The organism is Sulfuriferula multivorans, assembly GCF_003851125.1.
Classification (GTDB): Bacteria; Pseudomonadota; Gammaproteobacteria; order Burkholderiales; family Sulfuriferulaceae; genus Sulfuriferula; species Sulfuriferula multivorans.
On record NZ_BGOW01000011.1, the window covers coordinates 1 to 19666 of the forward strand.

The 19666-nt window shown below is 54.0% G+C and carries 17 protein-coding genes and 2 tRNA genes; 12 read left to right on the forward strand and 7 right to left on the reverse strand.

Going from position 1 to position 19666, the window contains the following annotated elements; all coding sequences use genetic code 11:
- The first annotated feature begins 514 nt into the window (after positions 1 to 514).
- A complete protein-coding gene (locus EI185_RS06260) occupies positions 515 to 3655 on the forward strand; it encodes an EAL domain-containing protein (RefSeq protein ID WP_189836312.1) in 3141 nt (1046 codons plus the stop codon).
- 158 nt (positions 3656 to 3813) lie between these two features.
- Here EI185_RS06260 and EI185_RS06265 read toward each other — a convergent pair.
- The 4 genes from EI185_RS06265 to EI185_RS06280 form a co-directional block, all read right to left on the reverse strand.
- A tRNA-Arg gene (locus EI185_RS06265) sits at positions 3814 to 3890 on the reverse strand.
- 29 nt (positions 3891 to 3919) lie between these two features.
- A tRNA-Ser gene (locus EI185_RS06270) sits at positions 3920 to 4012 on the reverse strand.
- A gap of 48 nt (positions 4013 to 4060) precedes the next feature.
- On the reverse strand, positions 4061 to 5287 hold the full coding sequence (locus tag EI185_RS06275) for an aspartate kinase (protein ID WP_124704279.1): 1227 nt from the start codon (positions 5285 to 5287) through the stop codon (positions 4061 to 4063).
- Positions 5288 to 5360: 73 nt separating this feature from the next.
- On the reverse strand, positions 5361 to 6155 hold the full coding sequence (locus EI185_RS06280; RefSeq protein ID WP_124704280.1) for an inositol monophosphatase family protein: 795 nt from the start codon (positions 6153 to 6155) through the stop codon (positions 5361 to 5363).
- A gap of 53 nt (positions 6156 to 6208) precedes the next feature.
- Here EI185_RS06280 and EI185_RS06285 point away from each other — a divergent pair, with 53 nt between their 5' ends.
- From EI185_RS06285 to iscX, 10 genes are read left to right on the forward strand one after another with little or no spacing between them, the layout of a single operon-like run.
- Entirely contained in the window at positions 6209 to 6934 is a 726-nt protein-coding gene (locus EI185_RS06285) for an RNA methyltransferase (RefSeq protein WP_124704281.1), read from the forward strand.
- A 53-nt stretch (positions 6935 to 6987) separates the two neighbouring features.
- Positions 6988 to 7740: a serine O-acetyltransferase gene (cysE, locus tag EI185_RS06290; RefSeq protein ID WP_124704282.1), complete on the forward strand. Its 753-nt coding sequence runs from the start codon at positions 6988 to 6990 to the stop codon at positions 7738 to 7740.
- Positions 7741 to 7794: 54 nt separating this feature from the next.
- Positions 7795 to 8268, forward strand: coding sequence for a Fe-S cluster assembly transcriptional regulator IscR (gene iscR / locus EI185_RS06295; protein WP_124704283.1), 474 nt, complete (start codon positions 7795 to 7797; stop codon positions 8266 to 8268).
- Between the two features lie 30 nt (positions 8269 to 8298).
- Positions 8299 to 9510: an IscS subfamily cysteine desulfurase gene (locus EI185_RS06300; protein ID WP_124704284.1), complete on the forward strand. Its 1212-nt coding sequence runs from the start codon at positions 8299 to 8301 to the stop codon at positions 9508 to 9510.
- 21 nt (positions 9511 to 9531) lie between these two features.
- Positions 9532 to 9939: a Fe-S cluster assembly scaffold IscU gene (gene iscU, locus EI185_RS06305; protein WP_124704285.1), complete on the forward strand. Its 408-nt coding sequence runs from the start codon at positions 9532 to 9534 to the stop codon at positions 9937 to 9939.
- A gap of 18 nt (positions 9940 to 9957) precedes the next feature.
- Entirely contained in the window at positions 9958 to 10281 is a 324-nt protein-coding gene (gene iscA / locus EI185_RS06310) for an iron-sulfur cluster assembly protein IscA (RefSeq protein ID WP_124704286.1), read from the forward strand.
- A gap of 35 nt (positions 10282 to 10316) precedes the next feature.
- A complete protein-coding gene (hscB, locus tag EI185_RS06315; protein WP_124704287.1) occupies positions 10317 to 10850 on the forward strand; it encodes a Fe-S protein assembly co-chaperone HscB in 534 nt (177 codons plus the stop codon).
- Positions 10850 to 12712 (forward strand): Fe-S protein assembly chaperone HscA, encoded by a 1863-nt coding sequence (gene hscA / locus EI185_RS06320; protein WP_124704288.1) that lies wholly within the window; start codon positions 10850 to 10852, stop codon positions 12710 to 12712. Before hscB ends, hscA begins: the two co-directional genes overlap by 1 nt.
- Positions 12713 to 12732: 20 nt before the next feature.
- A complete protein-coding gene (gene fdx, locus EI185_RS06325; RefSeq protein WP_124704289.1) occupies positions 12733 to 13071 on the forward strand; it encodes an ISC system 2Fe-2S type ferredoxin in 339 nt (112 codons plus the stop codon).
- 1 nt (position 13072) lies between these two features.
- Positions 13073 to 13267 (forward strand): Fe-S cluster assembly protein IscX, encoded by a 195-nt coding sequence (gene iscX, locus EI185_RS06330; RefSeq protein ID WP_124704290.1) that lies wholly within the window; start codon positions 13073 to 13075, stop codon positions 13265 to 13267.
- A 76-nt stretch (positions 13268 to 13343) separates the two neighbouring features.
- On the opposite strand, the gene feoB is transcribed toward iscX, so the two are convergent.
- On the reverse strand, positions 13344 to 15128 hold the full coding sequence (gene feoB / locus EI185_RS06335; RefSeq protein ID WP_124704291.1) for a ferrous iron transport protein B: 1785 nt from the start codon (positions 15126 to 15128) through the stop codon (positions 13344 to 13346).
- Positions 15129 to 15140: 12 nt separating this feature from the next.
- On the reverse strand, positions 15141 to 15374 hold the full coding sequence (locus EI185_RS06340) for a FeoA family protein (RefSeq protein ID WP_124704292.1): 234 nt from the start codon (positions 15372 to 15374) through the stop codon (positions 15141 to 15143).
- Between the two features lie 292 nt (positions 15375 to 15666).
- Between EI185_RS06340 and EI185_RS06345 the strand changes: the two genes are divergently transcribed.
- Positions 15667 to 18156: a glycogen/starch/alpha-glucan phosphorylase gene (locus tag EI185_RS06345; RefSeq protein ID WP_124704293.1), complete on the forward strand. Its 2490-nt coding sequence runs from the start codon at positions 15667 to 15669 to the stop codon at positions 18154 to 18156.
- A gap of 6 nt (positions 18157 to 18162) precedes the next feature.
- Here EI185_RS06345 and lysS read toward each other — a convergent pair whose 3' ends face one another.
- Positions 18163 to 19665, reverse strand: coding sequence for a lysine--tRNA ligase (lysS, locus tag EI185_RS06350; RefSeq protein ID WP_124704294.1), 1503 nt, complete (start codon positions 19663 to 19665; stop codon positions 18163 to 18165).
- Between the last annotated feature and the right edge of the window lies 1 nt (position 19666).

A 19666-nucleotide genomic window follows, 5' to 3' on the forward strand; every position in this document is an offset into this window, starting at 1 on the left:
AGGCCGCGTTAAATCGGTTCACGATCATGTTCGATGAGCGCATGCCGCAGCTTTAAACGATTTCCCGTTTACACAAAATCGCGGATACCCCCTGGAACGCCGGAGCGAGCCACATGAACGCGGCCTATCCAAAACGCTTCTTTGACGTACTGGGGTTGGTTTCGTTGCTGGACACTCAGCGACGCTTCCAGCATGTTTAATGAACCGCCGTATGCGGAACCGCACGTACGGTGGTGTGAGAGGGCGACGGGGGCAACTCCGTCCCCTACTCGATCACGACGCCTCCCATTCTTAGTATCTCCTCCTCTCCGCCGGTCTGACTGCTCGCTTAAAAATTCGGTTTAAGAAATGATTATGGGGAGCCGTAAACCCTTGTATGTGCAGGCCCGATGGCACGTGCCCGATTACAGGTACCAAGACGTCTGACCATCGTGGTGACTGCATGATTGATCAATTCACTCATCAATAAATAGCGAAATCTGCAAATTGCCGATAGATGCCAAGAATGGAAGTAATGCACGAGTCCAAGTTTTTTACAAACGACATCGCCGCGCAGGCACGCATTGAACGCTTGATGCAACTCTATAAAGCACTCAGTGAAGTCAATCAAGCCATTGTGCGGGTGCGCGACGAATCCGATTTGTTTCCGCTGGTATGCAGGGTAGCGGTGGACATGGGGGGCATGAGAATGTCCTGGATTGGACAGCAGAATGAGACGGGTGACCTAATCAAGTCAGTGGCGAGTTACGGCAGCGGTGCAGAATATCTGAATGGCATCGTCATTTCCACGAAAGAGGACATGCCCGAAGGCCGAGGCCCTTTCGCAATTGCATTCCGCGAAAATCGTAATGTGGTGCTAACAGACTTCCAGACGAATGAAATCACGGCACCCTGGCATGCTCGTGCTTATAAATATGGCTGGAAATCCGGGGGCTTTTTCCCGATCACGCGTGCTGGCAAACCGATTGCAGTACTGGCTGTTTACCATCAGAATGCGCAGGCTTTCGATCAGGAAACTGTCACTTTGTTTGGCGAGATGGTGTGTGATATTTCCTTTGCCTTGGATAATTTCGATCGCGAAAAACAGCGTAGTGAAGCAGTGCAAGCGCTCTATCAAAGTGAACAACATTTCCGTGCCTACTTCGAGCGCTCCATGGTTGGGATGGCCGCCACTAGCCCAGAGACTGGCTGGTTGGAGGTCAATGATGCCATGTGTGCAATGCTGGGCTACTCGCGTGAAGAATTATTGTGCCTGAACTGGTCTGACCTGACTCATCCTGACGACCTGCCTGCCAACCTGATTTTGCTGGATCGCTTGCGGAGTGGTGAATCCGACGAACACACGATAGATAATCGCTTCCTCCGCAAGGATGGCAGCATTATTCATACTCACCGCGCTGCGCGTGCAGTTCGCAAGGCGGATGGCAGCCTAGACTATGTCATAGCGCTGGTGGAGGATATTACCGCGCGCAAGCAGATGGAAAACCACGAGCGCCTACGCAATCGCGCACTGGAACTCCTGGCCAAAGGCGCGCCACTTGCGGATATCCTGAATACCGTGGTGAGTGGTGTGGAGGCCGATGACCCCACCATGATATGTTCCATACTGGTGCTCGATGACTTGGGAAAATATCTCATGACAGGCGCTGCCCCCAGTTTGCCGGACTATTTCAACACCGCCATGAACGGGATAGAAATCGGCCCTGGTGCAGCTTCCTGTGGCACAACTGTCTACACCGGTAGCCGTGTCATCGTGGAGGATATCCAGACACATCCTTATTGGAAATCCTTTAAAGAACTCGCCGCCAAGGCCGGACTCGTTTCATCCTGGTCGCAGGCGATCCGCTCTGCTTCAGGCAAGGTGCTTGGCACCTTCTCGATCTATCATCGTACAAAATGTGCTCCTACGGATTCAGATATTGAATTGATAGAGAATGCAGCGAATCTGGCCGGTATCGCCATTGATCGCAAGCATTTTGAAGATGAGCAGCAACTCGCCTCGCTGGTGTATCAAAACAGTGCCGAGGCAATGATGATCGCTGATGCAAAAAACAGGATCATCGCCATCAATCCTGCCTTTTCACAAGTGACCGGATACAACTTTGAAGAGGTGCGCGGCAAGAATGCAAAGATTCTCAGTTCTGGCCGCCATAACGAAGCTTTTTACCAAGAGATGTGGCACTCGATTAACACTAGCGGTTATTGGCAGGGAGAAATATGGGATCAGCGTAAAAATGGCGAGGTATTCCCAGAGTGGCTAACCATTAACGCCATCCGCAACAAGGACGGATCGGTTTACAGGTATGTGGCCATTTCCTCTGATATCAGCGAGCGCAAGCAGAATGAAGAGCTGATATGGAAGCAGGCCAACTATGACTCGCTCACCGATTTGCCTAACCGGCGCATGTTCCGTGAGCGTTTAGAACAGGAAATCAAGACCGCACATCGTGCCGATTTTTTATTGGCTTTGCTCTTCATCGACCTTGACCTCTTCAAAGAGGTCAACGATACACTGGGGCATGATATTGGCGATATGCTGCTGAAAGCCGCAGCTCGCAGGATCAATGAGTGTGTGCGTGAATCGGATACGGTGGCTCGTCTGGGCGGGGATGAGTTTATGGTGATTTTGTCGCAGCTCCCGGATACCAGCCCCATTGAAAATATCGCTCAAAATATAATACAAAAACTCTCCGAGCCTTACATTTTGGGTAGTGAAATAGTCTATGTATCCGCCAGTCTCGGCATCACCATTTACCCTTTCGATGCTGAAGAAGCGGAGCAACTGGTCAGGAATGCCGATCAGGCCATGTACGTTGCCAAATACGAGGGGCGCAATCGATTCAGCTATTTCACTCATTCCTTGCAAGAGGCGGCGCAAACCCGGCTGAAACTCATCAAGGATTTGCGTGTGGCGTTAGCGGCTAATCAGTTCAGGGTTTTTTTTCAGCCGATTCTGGATCTGTCGACTGGATGCATCCATAAGGCGGAAGCGCTGTTGCGCTGGGAGCATCCCCAGCGGGGAATGATTAGTCCAATGGAATTTATTCCGTTGGCCGAAGAAACGGGCCTCATTATTGAAATTGGTAACTGGGTGTTCCGGGAGTCGGCCCTTTGGGCGAAACGCTGGGCTGTCCAAGGCCGCGAAGATTTCCAGGTCAGCGTCAATGTGTCACCGGTCCAGTTCCGTGATGAGGGCAATCACATTGATACCTGGCTTACATATTTACAAACGCTCGAGCTTTCCGGGAAAAATATAGTAGTAGAAATTACTGAAGGCCTGCTTTTGCATGCGGATTCAGGCGTTATCGACAAATTGCTCAAGTTTCGTGATGCCGATATTCAGGTTGCCATCGATGATTTCGGTACGGGCTATTCATCCCTTTCCTACCTCAAAAAATTTCACATCGATTATCTGAAGATCGACCAGTCCTTCATTCACAATCTGGAAACCGATCCAAGCGACATGGCGTTATCGGAAGCCATCATTGTGATGGCACACAAGCTTGGACTGCAGGTCATCGCGGAGGGTGTAGAAACAGCGGGGCACCGGCAGTTGTTGGCAGCAGCCGGCTGCGACTATGCTCAAGGCTATCTGTTCTCCATGCCTGTACCACCCGAAGAATTGGAGACGTTGCTACACAGCGGATTTGCTTAGCTCCCCCTGTTGTTGATTGGCTTCCGGTTAGACGCCTTGGGCGTACGTCGTACGGTAACTCGCCGTCTGCGGTTTTGGCTGACTCAATAAATGGCTTGAGTGTTATTGGAGAGGAAATGAAAAGGGCTGCAGAAATGCAGCCCTTTTCATTTCATTAATGGTGCGCCCGGCACGATTCGAACGTGCGACCCCTTGGTTCGTAGCCAAGTACTCTATCCAGCTGAGCTACGGGCGCTTTGAAGCGTGACATTTTAACATAAGTTCTGGCGGAGAGAGAGGGATTCGAACCCTCGGTAAGGCTATAAACCCTACGCTCCCTTAGCAGGGGAGTACCTTCGACCACTCGGCCATCTCTCCGTTTGAGACAGCGCGCAATGATAGCTTCTTGCGCGTCACCGGTCAAATTTATGCGGCTTTTTCCAACCCGAAAGCCTTATGCAGAACGCGCACGGCCAGTTCCAGATATTTTTCATCAATGACGACGGAAATCTTGATCTCGGATGTGGAGATCATCTGGATGTTGATGCTTTCTTCGGCCAGAGTTTTGAACATGCTGCTGGCAATGCCTACATGCGAGCGCATGCCAACACCGACGATGGAGACCTTGGCAATTTTGTCGTCACCGGTCACTTCGCGGGCACCGATTTTCGCTTGCAAGTCGCGTAGCATTTGCAATGTGCGTACATAGTCATTGCGATGCACAGTAAAAGTGAAATCCGTGGTGTTGTTAGCGCCTACGTTCTGGATGATCATGTCAACATCAATGTTTGCGTCTGCGACAGGTCCCAGGATTTGATATGCAACGCCAGGGGTGTCTGGCACGCCAAGCACGGTAATTTTGGCTTCGTCGCGGTTGAAGGCGATGCCGGAGATAATGGCTTGTTCCATGTTGTCATCTTCCTCGAATGTGATGAGCGTGCCTTCGCCTTCTTCCTGAAAGCTGGATAGCACACGCAATTTGACTTTGTATTTTCCGGCGAACTCGACTGAGCGGATTTGCAGCACTTTCGATCCCAGGCTGGCCATTTCCAGCATCTCTTCAAAAGTGATCGTCTTGAGACGCCGTGCTTCTGGCACGATGCGCGGATCAGTCGTGTATACGCCATCGACATCGGTGTAGATCTGGCACTCGTCAGCCTTCAGTGCAGCAGCCAGCGCCACGCCCGTGGTGTCAGAACCACCGCGACCCAGCGTCGTGATGTTGCCGTGTTCATCGACACCCTGGAAACCCGCCACAACAATGACATTTCCAGCCTGAAGGTCGGAGCGCAGGTGTTGCTCGTCAATATTCAGGATGCGCGCTTTGGTATAGGAGCTGTCAGTGAGGATGCGCACTTGCGCGCCGGTGTAGCTCTTGGCTTTGAGGCCAAGATCCTTGAGCGCCATGGCGAGCAGGGCTATTGTGACTTGCTCGCCAGTGGAGACCAATACGTCCAGTTCGCGTGCGTCGGGTTGCGATTGAACATCGTGTGCCAGTTTGATCAGTCGATTGGTTTCCCCACTCATGGCGGATAACACAACCACGACTTGGTGCCCGAGCATTTTGAATTTGGCGACGCGTTCGGCTACCTGCTTGATGCGCTCGACGCTGCCGACTGAGGTTCCGCCGTATTTCTGTACGATGAGTGACATTTATTATTTTCTGCTTCAAAAAATCAAATTCTATCCCAGCGCCGTAAAAATAACGAGGCGGGCCAGCTGCGACTTACTTTAATGCCGTTGTCAGGTGAGGCGCCAGGGTTTGCAGTAACTGGGCGAAAATTTTCGGATTGCCGGCGACGACATTGCCGGTATCTATGTAACTATCGTCGCCATTGAAATCTCCCACCAAACCTCCTGCTTCCTGAATGAGCAGACAGCCGGCGGCAATATCCCATTTGTTCAGACCGATTTCCCAAAAGCCATCCAGTCGCCCGGCAGCAACATAAGCCAGATCCAGTGCAGCCGAGCCAGGCCGCCGTACGCCGGAGGTTTTTTGCAGCATGTCCCGGAACATGGCCATATAAGCATCGAGATGGCTGAAATCCCGATACGGAAAGCCAGTGCCAATCAGGGAATCCGCCAGCTTCAGTCGATTGGACACGCGAATGCGGCGTTCATTCAAATAGGCGCCTTGACCACGCGAAGCGGTAAACAGGTCATTGCGGCTGGGATCGTATACCACGGCCTGATTCAGCTGGCCTTTATGCAACAGCGCGATGGATACGCAATATTGCGGAAATCCATGCAGGAAATTGGTCGTGCCATCCAGCGGATCGATCACCCATTGGTATTCGGAACTGCCTTGCGCGCCGCTCTCTTCTGCTAAAATCGCATGGTTGGGGTAGGCGGTCAGCAGTACGTCGATAATGGCTTGTTCCGCAGCACGATCCACCTCCGTAACGTAATCATTGTGATTCTTGTGTTTGACCGTGAGTGCGTCAATATCCTGGGACGCGCGGTTGATAATGCCGGCGGCTCGGCGAGCGGCTTTCACCGCGGTGGTGAGCATGGGATGCATGTTGATATGTCAATGAGCGTGGAAACAGCCTCCATTTTAAAGGTAAGTGCGCGTTGAATAAAACTTTTTTACTAAATAATGTACGGATTGTACTGAGCCATACCAGCCATCCCGGCAATATTGGCTCGGCAGCGCGAGCGATGAAAACAATGGGGCTGAGCGACCTGCGCCTGGTGAATCCCAAGCAATTTCCGGATCCGGTTGCCCACGCCATGTCATCCGGAGCGCAGGATGTGCTCGATAATGCACATGTTTGCTCGTCACTGGACGAAGCCCTGAACGGTAGCGTATTTGCCGTTGGATGCACGGCTCGGCGACGAGATTTGTCGCATGAAATGCTTAGCGCACGCGACGTGGCACCGATTCTGCTGAAGCAGGCAGCTCTTCAGCCGGTTGCCCTGGTGTTCGGGACTGAAATGTCGGGCTTGACGAATGCTGAGTTGGACCGCTGTCAATTACTTACCCATATCCCGTCCAACCCAGACTATAGCTCATTAAATTTGGCGTCTGCCGTACAGGTTTTGTCTTACGAGCTGCGCTGTGCCTTGCCGGATTTGACCATGCCACCCGCGGACACGCCGGAATTGGCGCAGCACGAAGAGATTGAACTGTTTTACCGCGAGCTTGAGCTTACCCTGATTTCGGCAGGTTTTCTGAATCCAGCGGCACCCCGGCGCCTGATGACGCGCTTGCGCAGACTGTATTCGCGTACCCGGCTAGAAAAAGAAGAGCTTCATTTTCTGATGGGGATAGTTAAGGCGATGCGTAAAGTTGACTGAATTAGTTGGGTATAAGATACTTTTGATTTATGTTGAGAAGGTTTGCATGAGCCATGTTTAGCAAGCTGCGTGAAGACATTTTGGTGGTGTTCGAGCGCGATCCTGCGGCCCGCTCCAAGTGGGAAATTCTCACAACGTACCCCGGCATTCATGCGATATTGGCGCATCGCCTGGCAGCGCGATTATGGCGTGCGAACTTCAAGTGGCTGGCACGTTTCATCGCGTACTTGGCACGCAGTGTGACCGGTATCGAAATTCATCCCGGCGCTATCATCGGCCGACGAGTGTTTATTGATCACGGTATGGGGGTGGTCATTGGTGAAACCGCAGAAATAGGCGATGACTGCACCTTGTATCATGGTGTGACCCTGGGTGGCACTTCGTGGAATAAAGGCAAGCGTCATCCCACTCTGGAGAAGGGCGTGGTGGTGGGGGCGGGGGCCAAGATATTGGGGCCGCTCACGATAGGCGAAGGCGCCAAGATCGGTTCCAACGCCGTGGTGGTAAAAGATGTGCCTGTGGGCGCTACTGCCGTAGGGATACCTGCGCGTATTCTGGACGAGAATCAAGCCAAACCAGATGAGCTGATTGCCCGTAAATTGGGTTTCTCCGCTTACGCCATTAGTGCGGATATGAATGATCCTATGGTCAAGGCAGTGCATGGCTTGATTAATCACTCCACGGTTACCGATGAGCGTATCGCATGGATTTTGCAGCAGCTGGAAAAAATGGGGGCGGAGCCGCCGGCAACCTGCAAAACAGACGCGCAATTCGACGCCGCCTACCTCAATAAAATAGTTGACTGAATTAATCGGGTATTGTATTGTCTTATCAATAGTTATACGAGTGAGGCAACGCAAATGCGCTTGACGACCAAAGGAAGATTCGCAGTAACCGCCATGATCGATTTGGCGTTGCATAACGGTCACGGACCGGTGGCGCTGGCCAGTATCAGTGAGCGGCAAAAAATATCGCTGTCTTATCTGGAACAGCTGTTCGGCAAATTAAGACGGCGCACGCTGGTGGAAAGTGTACGCGGCCCGGGAGGCGGTTACCTGGTAGCAAGACCGCTGGGTGAAATAACCGTGGCGCAAATAATTCAGGCTGTAGATGAGCCGATTGATGCGACGCAGTGTGGCGGCCTGGAAAATTGTCAGGACGACCAGCGCTGCATGACCCACGAACTATGGACGAATTTGAACAGGCGTATTCAGGACTATCTGGCGGAAGTGACGCTGGAGAATCTGGTGGCGCAGCAATCAGGCAGGTTACCATCTGCAAATGTGGTGCATGACCACCGTCGTGGACGCGAAAAAATAAGTGTCGCGGCCTGACGCGATACAGATTGAACAATGGAGTTAGTGATGTCAAAGATGCCGATTTACCTGGATTACTCAGCGACTACGCCGGTTGACCCGCGTGTGGCGCAGAAGATGATCCCATACCTGACCGAGCAGTTTGGCAATCCGGCCAGCCGTTCCCATGCGTTTGGCTGGGATGCCGAAAAAGCTGTGGAAAATGCGCGCGAGGAAGTAGCCAAACTGGTTAATGCCGATCCAAAAGAGATCGTGTGGACTTCCGGTGCCACAGAGGCCATCAATCTGGCACTCAAGGGCGCGGCACATTTCTATAAGGGCAAGGGTAAGCACCTGATTACCGTGCGTACCGAGCACAAGGCGGTTCTCGATACCATGCGCGAACTGGAGCGTGAAGGCTATGAGGTGACGTATCTCACCCCGGAACCCAATGGCCTGCTCGATCTGGAAAAATTCAAGGCGGCGATTCGCCCGGATACCATCCTGGTGTCCGTGATGTATGTGAACAACGAAATTGGGGTAATACAGGACATTCCTGCCATTGGCGAAATCTGTCGTGACAAGGGTATTATTTTTCATGTGGATTCCGCTCAGGCTACTGGCAAGGTAGAGATTGACCTGGCCAAGCTCAAGGTGGATTTGATGTCGTTTTCGGCACATAAGACCTACGGTCCTAAAGGCATTGGTGCACTATATGTACGACGCAAACCACGCGTGCGCATCGAAGCGCAAATGCACGGCGGTGGACATGAGCGCGGTATGCGTTCCGGTACCTTGGCGACGCACCAGATTGTCGGTATGGGCGAAGCATTCCGTATAGCTCGCGAAGAAATGGCTGCAGAAAACGAGCGTATCCGCATGTTGCGTGATCGCCTGTTGAAGGGCTTGTCCGACATCGAAGAGGTCCATGTCAATGGCGATATGGAACATCGCGTGCCGCACAATCTCAATATCAGCTTTAATTTCGTCGAAGGCGAATCGCTGCTGATGGCAATCAAGGATCTGGCCGTGTCATCTGGATCGGCTTGTACTTCAGCCAGTTTGGAGCCATCTTATGTATTGCGTGCGCTGGGACGTTCCGATGAACTGGCGCATAGCTCGATTCGTTTTTCGGTAGGTCGCTTCACGACCGAACAGGACATCGATTTCGCAATTGAATTGTTGCACCAGAAAATCGGCAAGCTCCGTGAACTTTCCCCATTGTGGGAGATGCACAAGGAAGGCATTGATCTCGAAACCGTGAAGTGGGCAGCACACTAATTTTACTGAAGGAGAACGATCATGGCATACAGCGATAAAGTACTCGATCACTACGAAAATCCCCGCAATGTGGGTTCTTTTGGCAAAGGCGATGAAGATATCGGCACCGGTATGGTGGGCGCCCCGGCCTGTGGCGACGTGATGAAGTTGCAGATTAAGGTGGGCAAGGACGGCATCATCGAAGATGCCAAATTCAAAACCTACGGTTGCGGTTCGGCGATAGCCTCCAGTTCGCTGGTGACCGAATGGGTCAAAGGCAAGACACTGGATCAGGCGATGGAAATCAAAAACACCGCCATTGCTGAAGAGCTGGCGCTACCGCCGGTTAAGATCCATTGCTCCATCCTGGCCGAGGACGCCATCAAGGCAGCGGTGGAAGATTACAAGAGCAAACACGGCAGCACACAAGCTGCTGCCAGCTACGGTTAAACCCAGAAGAGGTTCATTATGGCGATTACCCTGACTGAACGCGCTGCCAAGCATGTCTCCAACTTTATTGCCAAGCGTGGCAAGGGCGTGGGCTTGCGCTTGGGTGTGCGTACCAGCGGTTGTTCCGGACTGGCTTACAAGATGGAATTTGCCGATCAGGCCGGAGAAGAGGATCTGCGCTTTGAAAGCCACGGCGTGACCGTCCTGATTGATCCGAAAAGCCTGCAGTATCTGGATGGCACCGAGCTTGATTTTGTGCGCGAAGGCCTGAACGAAGGTTTCAAATTCAATAACCCCAACGTCAAAGACGCCTGTGGCTGCGGCGAAAGCTTTAACGTCTGAGCTGCGCGCCGGGCATTATTCCCAGCGAGCCTATCATGCAGTTTGACTTCAATCGTAACCATTTCGAGTTGTTCGGGCTGGTTCCAGGTTTTGCACTGGACTCAGCCGCGCTCGAACAAGCCTACCGTGCATTGCAAAGCCAGGTTCATCCGGACAAGTTCACACATTTGTCAGCGGCTGAACAACGCGCTTCAATGCAATGGTCAACCCGCGTCAATGAAGCCTATCAGGCGCTGAAATCGCCGCTCAACCGTGCCCAGTATCTGCTGCAACTGCAAGGCATAGACGCGCTGGCTGAGCGCGATACTGCGATGCCAGGTGACTTCCTGATGCAGCAAATGGAATGGCGGGAAGGCATGCAGGAAGCGCGCGAGGCAGCAGATGTGGCAGCCCTGCAAACCATTGAGGCGGAGATTACCGATACCGCCCAGCAATTGCGTGCCGTACTGGCTCGGCAGCTGGATGAGCAACACGATTACCTCGGTGCTGCGCAGAGCGTGCGCAAGCTCAAATTCATGGACAAACTGGTCGTAGAAATCCACGACACCTACGAAGCACTCGAAACCTGATGGCTCTTCTGCAAATTTCCGAACCTGGCATGAGTACCGAGCCACACCAGCATCGTCTGGCTGCAGGCATTGATCTGGGTACCACTAATTCACTTGTCGCCAGCGTGCGTAACAGCGTATCCGTTGTGCTGAATGACGAAGATGGGCGGGCGTTGTTGCCATCCGTGGTACGTTACTCAGCCACGGCTGCACCTGTGGTGGGTTACGCTGCCCAATGCGCGCAAAGTATCGATCCGCACAATACCCTTGTATCGGTGAAACGATTTATGGGACGCGGGCTCGCCGACATTACTGATGCAGGCAGCTTCCCTTATCATTTTGTCGATGCGCCGGGCATGGTGCAGTTCAGGACCGCTGCCGGAGTAAAAAGCCCGGTTGAGGCATCGGCCGAAATTTTACGCGTATTGCGCGATCGTGCCGAACGTTCGCTGGGCGGTGAGTTGAGCGGTGTGGTGATTACCGTACCGGCGTATTTTGACGATGCCCAGCGCCAGGCCACAAAAGATGCCGCCAAGCTCGCCGGCCTGAATGTATTGCGGTTACTCAATGAGCCCACGGCAGCCGCCATTGCCTACGGTCTGGATAATGCCGCTGAAGGCATCTACGCCGTATATGACCTGGGTGGGGGCACTTTCGATATCTCCATCCTGCGCTTGTCGCAAGGCGTATTTGAAGTGCTGGCCACCAATGGCGACTCGGCACTGGGTGGAGACGACTTTGATCAGCGCGTGTTCTGCTGGATACTGGAGAAATCGCGTTTGGCCGCGCTGGATGCAAAAGACACCCGGCTATTGTTGACCAAGGCACGCGAGGCCAAGGAGTCCTTGTCCGAACACCGTGAAGTCAGTATCACAGCCGTGCTGTCGACCGGCGAAACCGTTGATCTGATGCTGAACGCCACAACGTTTCACGAGATTACCCAAAGCCTGGTCAACAAGACCTTGGCACCCACGCGTAAGGCCTTGCGCGACGCCGGTTTGAGCGTGGACGAGATTAAAGGGGTAGTCATGGTGGGCGGCTCGACACGGATGCCGCGTATCCAGGCGGCCGTTGCCGAATTTTTCCAGCAGACCCCACTGACTAATCTGGATCCGGACAAGGTGGTCGCGCTGGGCGCAGCCATTCAGGCCAATGTACTCGCTGGCAACCGTGGAGAAGATGACTGGCTGCTGCTGGACGTCATTCCGCTGTCACTGGGGATTGAGACCATGGGCGGCCTGGTGGAAAAAATCGTGCCGCGCAACACCACCATCCCCGCTGCACGCGGACAGGAATTCACGACCTACAAGGATGGCCAGACCGCGATGAGCATTCACGTGTTGCAGGGCGAACGTGAACTGGTGTCCGATTGCCGCTCATTGGCGAAATTCGAACTGCGCGGCATCCCGCCGATGGTGGCCGGGGCGGCGCGTATCCGTGTGACCTTTCAGGTGGATGCCGACGGCCTGCTGTCGGTTTCGGCACAGGAGCTGAAAAGTGGCGTGCAGGCCTCGGTCACGGTCAAACCCGCATATGGTCTGGCTGACGAAGATATCACCCGGATGCTGCGCGATTCCTACACACATGCCAAAGATGACATGCAGATGCGTGCGCTACAGGAAGCGCGAGTGGACGCACAACGCCTGATGGACGCGACACAAACAGCCCTGGATGAAAATGCTGCGGAGTTGTTGACAGCAGATGAGCGTAATGCGATTGAAGCAGCCATGCGCACACTGCAAGGCAGACTCGACGGTTCAGACCCTCGTGCCATCAAGGATGCAGCCGAAGCGCTCAATGCCGCTACCCATGATTTTGCTGCACGGCGCATGGATGTGAGTGTGCGGGAGGCATTGACAGGCCAGCGTCTTGACGCGATTTAATTAAACAACCGGTTATTGATATGCCAAAAATAATTGTTCTGCCCCACGTGGAGCTTTGTCCGGAAGGTGCGGTGATCGAAGCCGAGTCCGGCGTCTCCATCTGTGACACCTTGCTGGCCAATGGAGTGGAAATCGAGCATGCGTGTGAAAAATCCTGCGCTTGCACTACCTGCCATGTCATCGTTCGTGAAGGCTTTAATTCACTGGCACCATCGGATGAGCTGGAAGACGATATGCTGGACAAGGCATGGGGTCTGGAACCCCAATCGCGACTGTCCTGCCAGGCAAAGGTGAATCAAGCCGACCTGGTCGTCGAGATTCCCAAGTACACCATCAACATGGTCAAGGAAGGGCATTGACATGAAGTGGACAGACACCCTGGATATTGCTATTGAATTGCTGGAAAACCATCCGGATGTTGACCCGCAATACGTGCGTTTCACCGACCTGCACCGCTGGGTGACTGAATTGCCCGGGTTTGACGATGCGCCGGATAAATCCAGTGAAAAGATACTTGAAGCGATACAGCTGGCATGGATGGATGAGGCCGAATAACGCCACCTGATCCGTTCCGGGCAATGACTTTGTTCTGTCCGGATCGGCCTGCTGCCACGTTGTGGCTGCTATGGCATTACCAGCCCAAAGCGCGCGCGCTCTGGTAGAAAATAAAGCTCACCAGCCAGGCCAGGCCGAGTGGCCAGGCGACTGCCAGCACGGTAAACCACCAGCTTTTCGACTCCTGCTTGAGCACCGCCACGGTGGACAGGCACGGCGTATAAATCAGTGTGAACAGCATGAAACTATACGCCTGTACCCAATCCAGTTTGCCGGCGATGATACCCGCCAGATTGGACTGGCCGGCGCCATAAATTACCGCCAGAGCACCGATCACGATTTCTTTGGCGATGAAGCCGAACAGCAGCGCCACCGATAACAATCGGTCGATACCCAATGGCTGAAACAGTGGCGCCATGAAATCGGCCAATTGACCGGCCAGGGTAGCGGGGCTGGCGGGCGGGACGTTGAATGGATAGTGCGTTAATGCCCACACCACAATGACCCCGCCGACGATGTAACCCGAGGCACCTTTCAAAAAATGCTGCGACTGCTGCCAACCTTGAGCGATGAGTTGTTTGAAGGTGGGAAATCGGTAAGGTGGAAGTTCCAGCAATAGCGGTTCCACGCTGCGGTATTTGCCGCGCCACACCAGCGCGGTGAGGAAAGCCATCAAAAAACTCATCAGATACAACGAAAACATCACCATCGCAGCCGCGCGTGGCGCGAAAATGGCGGTGGTGAAAAACAGGAATACTTGCAAGCGGGCCGAGCATAGCGAGAACGGAATCACCAGCATGGTCAGCAGGCGCAAGGCGCGAGAGCGCATCACCCGCGTGCCCATCAGGGCGGGGACATTGCAGCCAAAGCCCATTAGTTGCATCACGAACGAGCGCCCATCCAGCCCCAGCCTGGCCATGACCGCATCCATCAGGTAGGCAGCACGCGCCAGATAGCCGCTGTCTTCGATAATCGCCATGAACATGAAGAACACGACGATGATGGGCAGGAAGCTCAACACGGTGCCGATACCATCGAACAAGCCATCCTGAATGAAACTCTGCAGGGGTAACGGTGCGTGAACCAGTGCGGGTTGCAACAGGCCGGTCTTGATATGCTCCAGCCCCCAGTTCATGCCATCCTGCAAGGGCGTGCCAATGCCGTAAACCAGCTGGAACAGCAAAAACACGGTAATAAAAAACAAGGGCAGGCCCAGCCAGGGATGCAGCAAGACCCGGTCCAGACGGCGCGTGATACCGGGCGACAGCGTAATCGGCGTGCTGACCGAGCCACTGACAATCCGGTCAAGCTCGACCTCGATGCGGTCATCCTGACTGAGACCCTCGGTATCGGCCAGGCGTGCTGCCGGATTGTGTTGCACAATTTGTTCGATGGCATGACGTGCCGACTCGAAACCCTGACCATATTTTGCGCTGATCAGCGTGACTGCCATATCGAGGTTGCGCGCAAGCTCGGCGAGATCAATTTTGACCCCCAGTTGTTTGGCCTCGTCCGACATATTCAGAACCAGCGTCATCGGTAGCTTGAGTGCCTTGAGCTGAAGCAGCAGCGCCAGTTGCCGATCCAGCTGGGCGGCATTGAGAATCACCACCAGACCATTGACGACCTGGGATTCAAGAAAATGCCGCACCACCTGCTCGTCGTCAGAAAAGCCGTGCAGATTGTAAATGCCCGGCAAATCCACCACCTCCACCATGTTGCCGCCCAGCAGAATTTTGGCGGCCAGCAGGTCAACCGTGATGCCCGGCCAGTTGCCAACACGTGCGCCAGCGCCGGTCAGGCGGTTAAAAAAAGTGGATTTACCCGTGTTGGGCATGCCCAAAAGAGCGATACGTTTCATGATGGCGGGGCGTCAGGCAACCAGATTGACGCAGATTTTGGCAGCGTCGATGCGTCGTATCATCAACTCGGTGTGACCAATACGAATTTGCATCGGGCCTTTGAGCGGCGCCGTGCGCACCACTTCTATACGTCGTCCGGGGCGCAGTCCCAGCGCGGCCATACGCCGTCCCAACTCGGGACCGGCATCGATGGTTTCAATCGTGCCACTTTGATTTGGAAACAGATGATCAAGCGAGGTATGCATAAATTTTTATAAATGAGAAACGTTCTTATTTGTATCATAAGCCAGTATGCCATGCAAGCCTGCGAGCAATAATTTTGAAAAGCCATGCAAAATAAAATACAGTTGGAACTCATTGATCCTGTAATCGGATCAATCAGCAATAATCACAACACGGGCTATAACAACGTTCGGGCATGGAGCAGACGTTGAATACGTACTAAATGCGAACCCGTATCCGGCACTTTTGTAGAACTAGCCACTCTGCCAATGTGCAAAATCAACAAACAGGCCAATTAATCAAGGAGCCCCATCCATGCCAGGTTTTACCCCCAAAAACGTTTATCGTCCGGTTCAGCTCAAACCTCTGGCTCACAATGCCAAGGCTATTGGCGCCGACTTTCAGCGTTATCTGTCTTACCATCTGGGACGCTTTCAGGGATGCGAGCCATTCTATGCATACGAGTCCCTTGCGTACACGCTGCGTGACCGTCTGATGGTGGACTGGCGCAACACCTGGGATCGTCAGTTGCAGCCAGGCAGCCGGCGTGCCTATTACTTATCTCTGGAATTTCTGATCGGACGGGCCCTGGGTAATCATCTGCTGAATCTTGGCATTAAAGATGAAACCCATAAAGCCATGCTGGATATTAGCGAGCAGCTGGAAGACATTGTTGATCAGGAGCCCGATGCAGGCCTGGGCAACGGAGGCTTGGGGCGTCTGGCGGCGTGCTTCATGGATAGCTGTGCGACGCTGCAATTGCCGGTAATGGGATATGGCCTGCGCTATGAATACGGCATGTTCCGCCAGCATATTGACAACGGTTATCAGGTGGAAGAGCCGGATCGCTGGTTGCGCAATGGCAATCCCTGGGAGATTGAGCGCAGTGAATATGGCCAGCGCGTGCATTTCGGCGGACGTAGCGAGCACTACCGGGATGACCATGGCAATCAACGCGCACGCTGGGTGGATACACAAGACGTGCTGGCGATTCCATTCGATATGCCTATTTCCGGCTATCGCAACAAAACAGTGAATACCTTGCGCTTATGGAAGGCGGCAGCTACCGAGGAATTCAATCTGGGTGAATTCAATGCCGGGAGCTACACCGAAGCGGTGCAGGCGAAGAATAATGCCGAGCATATTTCCATGGTGCTCTATCCCAATGACACCAGCGAAAATGGCAAGGAGCTGCGTCTGCGTCAGCAGTATTTCCTGGCTTCGGCCAGTATCAAGGACGCCATGCGCGTATGGGAGCACCATGAGGCGCGTGATTACCGCGATTTTGCAGCTGAAAATGTGTTCCAGATGAACGACACACACCCGACCATCGCGGTGGCCGAACTGATGCGCATCCTGATGGATGAAAAAAACCTGAGCTGGGAACAGTCCTGGTCAATTACCACGCGCTGCATGGCTTATACCAATCACACCCTGCTGCCGGAAGCGCTGGAGAAATGGCCGTTGAACCTATTCGAGCGCTTGCTGCCGAGATTGCTGGAAATCATTTACGAAATCAACGCACGTTTTCTGCGTCAGGTATCACTCAAATGGCCCGGCGATATCGAACGACAGCAGCGAATGTCCATTATCGAAGATGGCAGTCAGCGCTACGTGCGCATGGCGTGGCTGGCAATCGTGGGCAGTTTTTCGGTCAATGGTGTGGCGGCCTTGCATTCGAAGTTGCTGCGCGACGGCTTGTTTCAGGATTTCTATCAATTGTGGCCGGAGAAATTCAACAACAAGACCAACGGTGTGACGCCGCGCCGTTGGGTGGCTTATGCCAACCCCGGCATGACTGCGTTGATTAGCGAAACGATCGGTGATGGCTGGGTGGCGGATTTGAGCCAGCTGGAACAACTGAAATCCTATGCCGAGGTTCACCATGAGGCCTTTCATACGCGTTGGCGAGAAGTTAAATTATCCAACAAGCAACGTCTGGCTGCTCTCGTCAAAGCCGAGTGCGATGTGGATTTTGATCCAACGGCGTTATTCGATGTGCAGGTCAAGCGTATTCACGAATACAAGCGTCAGTTGCTCAATGTACTGCACGTGATCCATCTCTACCTGCGCATCAAAAATGGGCGCCTGGAAAACTGGACCAATCGCTGCGTACTGATAGGCGGCAAGGCTGCGCCAGGCTATGTCATGGCCAAACGCATCATCAAGCTGGTCAATAATGTGGCTGCCGTGGTGAATAGCGACCCCGACGTTAACGGGCGCCTGAAACTTGCGTTTCTGCCCAATTACCGGGTATCCAGTATGGAGATCATTGCCCCGGCGACGGATCTTTCCGAGCAGATTTCCACCGCGGGAAAAGAGGCTTCCGGTACCGGCAACATGAAGTTCATGATGAACGGTGCTGCCACCATTGGCACCTACGACGGTGCAAACATCGAAATCCTGGATGCGGTGGGCGCAGAAAATTTCTTCCTGTTCGGACTCAAAGCCAATGAAGTTGATGCCTTGGGCCACCATTATCAGCCATCACGCTATGTCGACGAGGATAATGACCTACACGACGTGCTCAGGCTGCTGCGTTCAGGCCATTTCAACCCTAACGAGCCACACATCTTCGACATGATTCTGGATGCGCTGCTAAGCCCTCACGACCCATGGAAGACGCTGGCGGATTTTCACAGTTATGTGGATGCACAGGAGCAGGTTTCGCTGGCCTGGCAGGATACTGCACGCTGGACGCGCATGAGCATCCTCAATACCGCTTCCAGTGGCTTCTTCTCCACCGACCGTACCATGCTGGAATACAACCGCGAAATCTGGAAGCTCAAGCCCGGAGTGAAGTAAAGTCGGTTATTCCGGCCGCATCTGCGGGAACAGAATCACGTCGCGGATGCTCTGGCTGTCCGTTAGCAGCATCACCAGCCGGTCGATGCCGATGCCGCAGCCGCCGGTGGGGGGCAGGCCATACTCCAGCGCGCGGATATAGTCGGCGTCGTAGTGCATGGCTTCCTCGTCGCCGGCTTCCTTGTTGCGCACTTGTTCCATGAAGCGTTCGGCCTGATCTTCTGGGTCGTTCAATTCGGAGAAGCCGTTGGCCAGTTCGCGTCCGGTGATGAACAACTCGAAGCGCTCGGTGATATCCGGCTGGCTGTCGGAACGGCGCGCCAGCGGGGACACTTCCGCCGGGTAGTCGATGATGAAAGTCGGCTGGATCAGCAAGGTCTCGGTGGTTTCCTCAAAGAACGTCAACTGCAAGCCGCCCAGCCCATCGGATTCGCGGAACTTGGCCTTGTTGGCCTTGAACCATGCGGCCAGCCAGGCGCGGTCGTTGAGTTGCTCGACGCTGAATTCGGGATGGTATTTGCGCACCGCATCGACGATGGTGAGGCGGTCGAACGGCTGGCCCAGGTCAATGATCTGGCCGTTGTAGTTGACCTGCTCGCTGCCGGTGGCGGCACGCGCCGTTTCGCGCAGCAGCGTTTCGGTGAAGTCCATCAGGTAGCGGTAATCCCGATACGCCTCATAGAATTCCATCATGGTGAATTCAGGATTGTGACGTGTGGAGAGGCCCTCGTTGCGGAAGTTGCGGTTGATTTCGAACACCTTCTCGAAGCCGCCCACCACCAGCCGCTTCAGATACAGTTCCGGCGCAATGCGCAGGAACAGTTCCATGTCCAGAGCATTGTGGTGCGTGGTGAACGGCTTGGCCGCCGCGCCACCGGGAATGGGGTGCATCATCGGCGTTTCCACTTCCAGAAAATCGTGACCGGTCATGAAATTGCGGATGGTCTGCACGATTTTCGAACGCGTTGCAAATACTCGGCGTGCATCCTCGTTGGTAATCAAATCAAGATAGCGCTGGCGGTATTTCTGTTCCTGATCGCTCAAGCCGTGGAATTTTTCCGGCAGGGGGCGCAAGGATTTCGACAGCAGGCGCACCGATGTGGCACGCACCGACAACTCGCCGGTCTTGGTCTTGAACAGCACGCCGGTGGCGCCGATAAAATCGCCCAGGTCCCAATGCTTGAATGCCTCGTGCGTGGCTTCGCCGGTAATATCGTTGGCAACATAAATCTGCAAACGCCCGCCCATGTCTTGCAAGGTCGCAAAGCTGGCCTTGCCCATCACGCGCTTCAGCATCATGCGCCCGGCGAACTGCACTTCCACCGGCGCGGCTTCGAGGTCTTCCTTGGTTTTTTCACCATGCGCTGCGTGGATCCTGGCGGCGTAATCGCGACGTTCAAAATCGTTGGGAAACGCCACGCCGGATTCGCGCAACTGCGCCAACTTGGCGCGCCGCTCGGTGATGATCTGGTTGTCGTCTTGCGGAATTGGTTGCGTGGTATCGGTCATG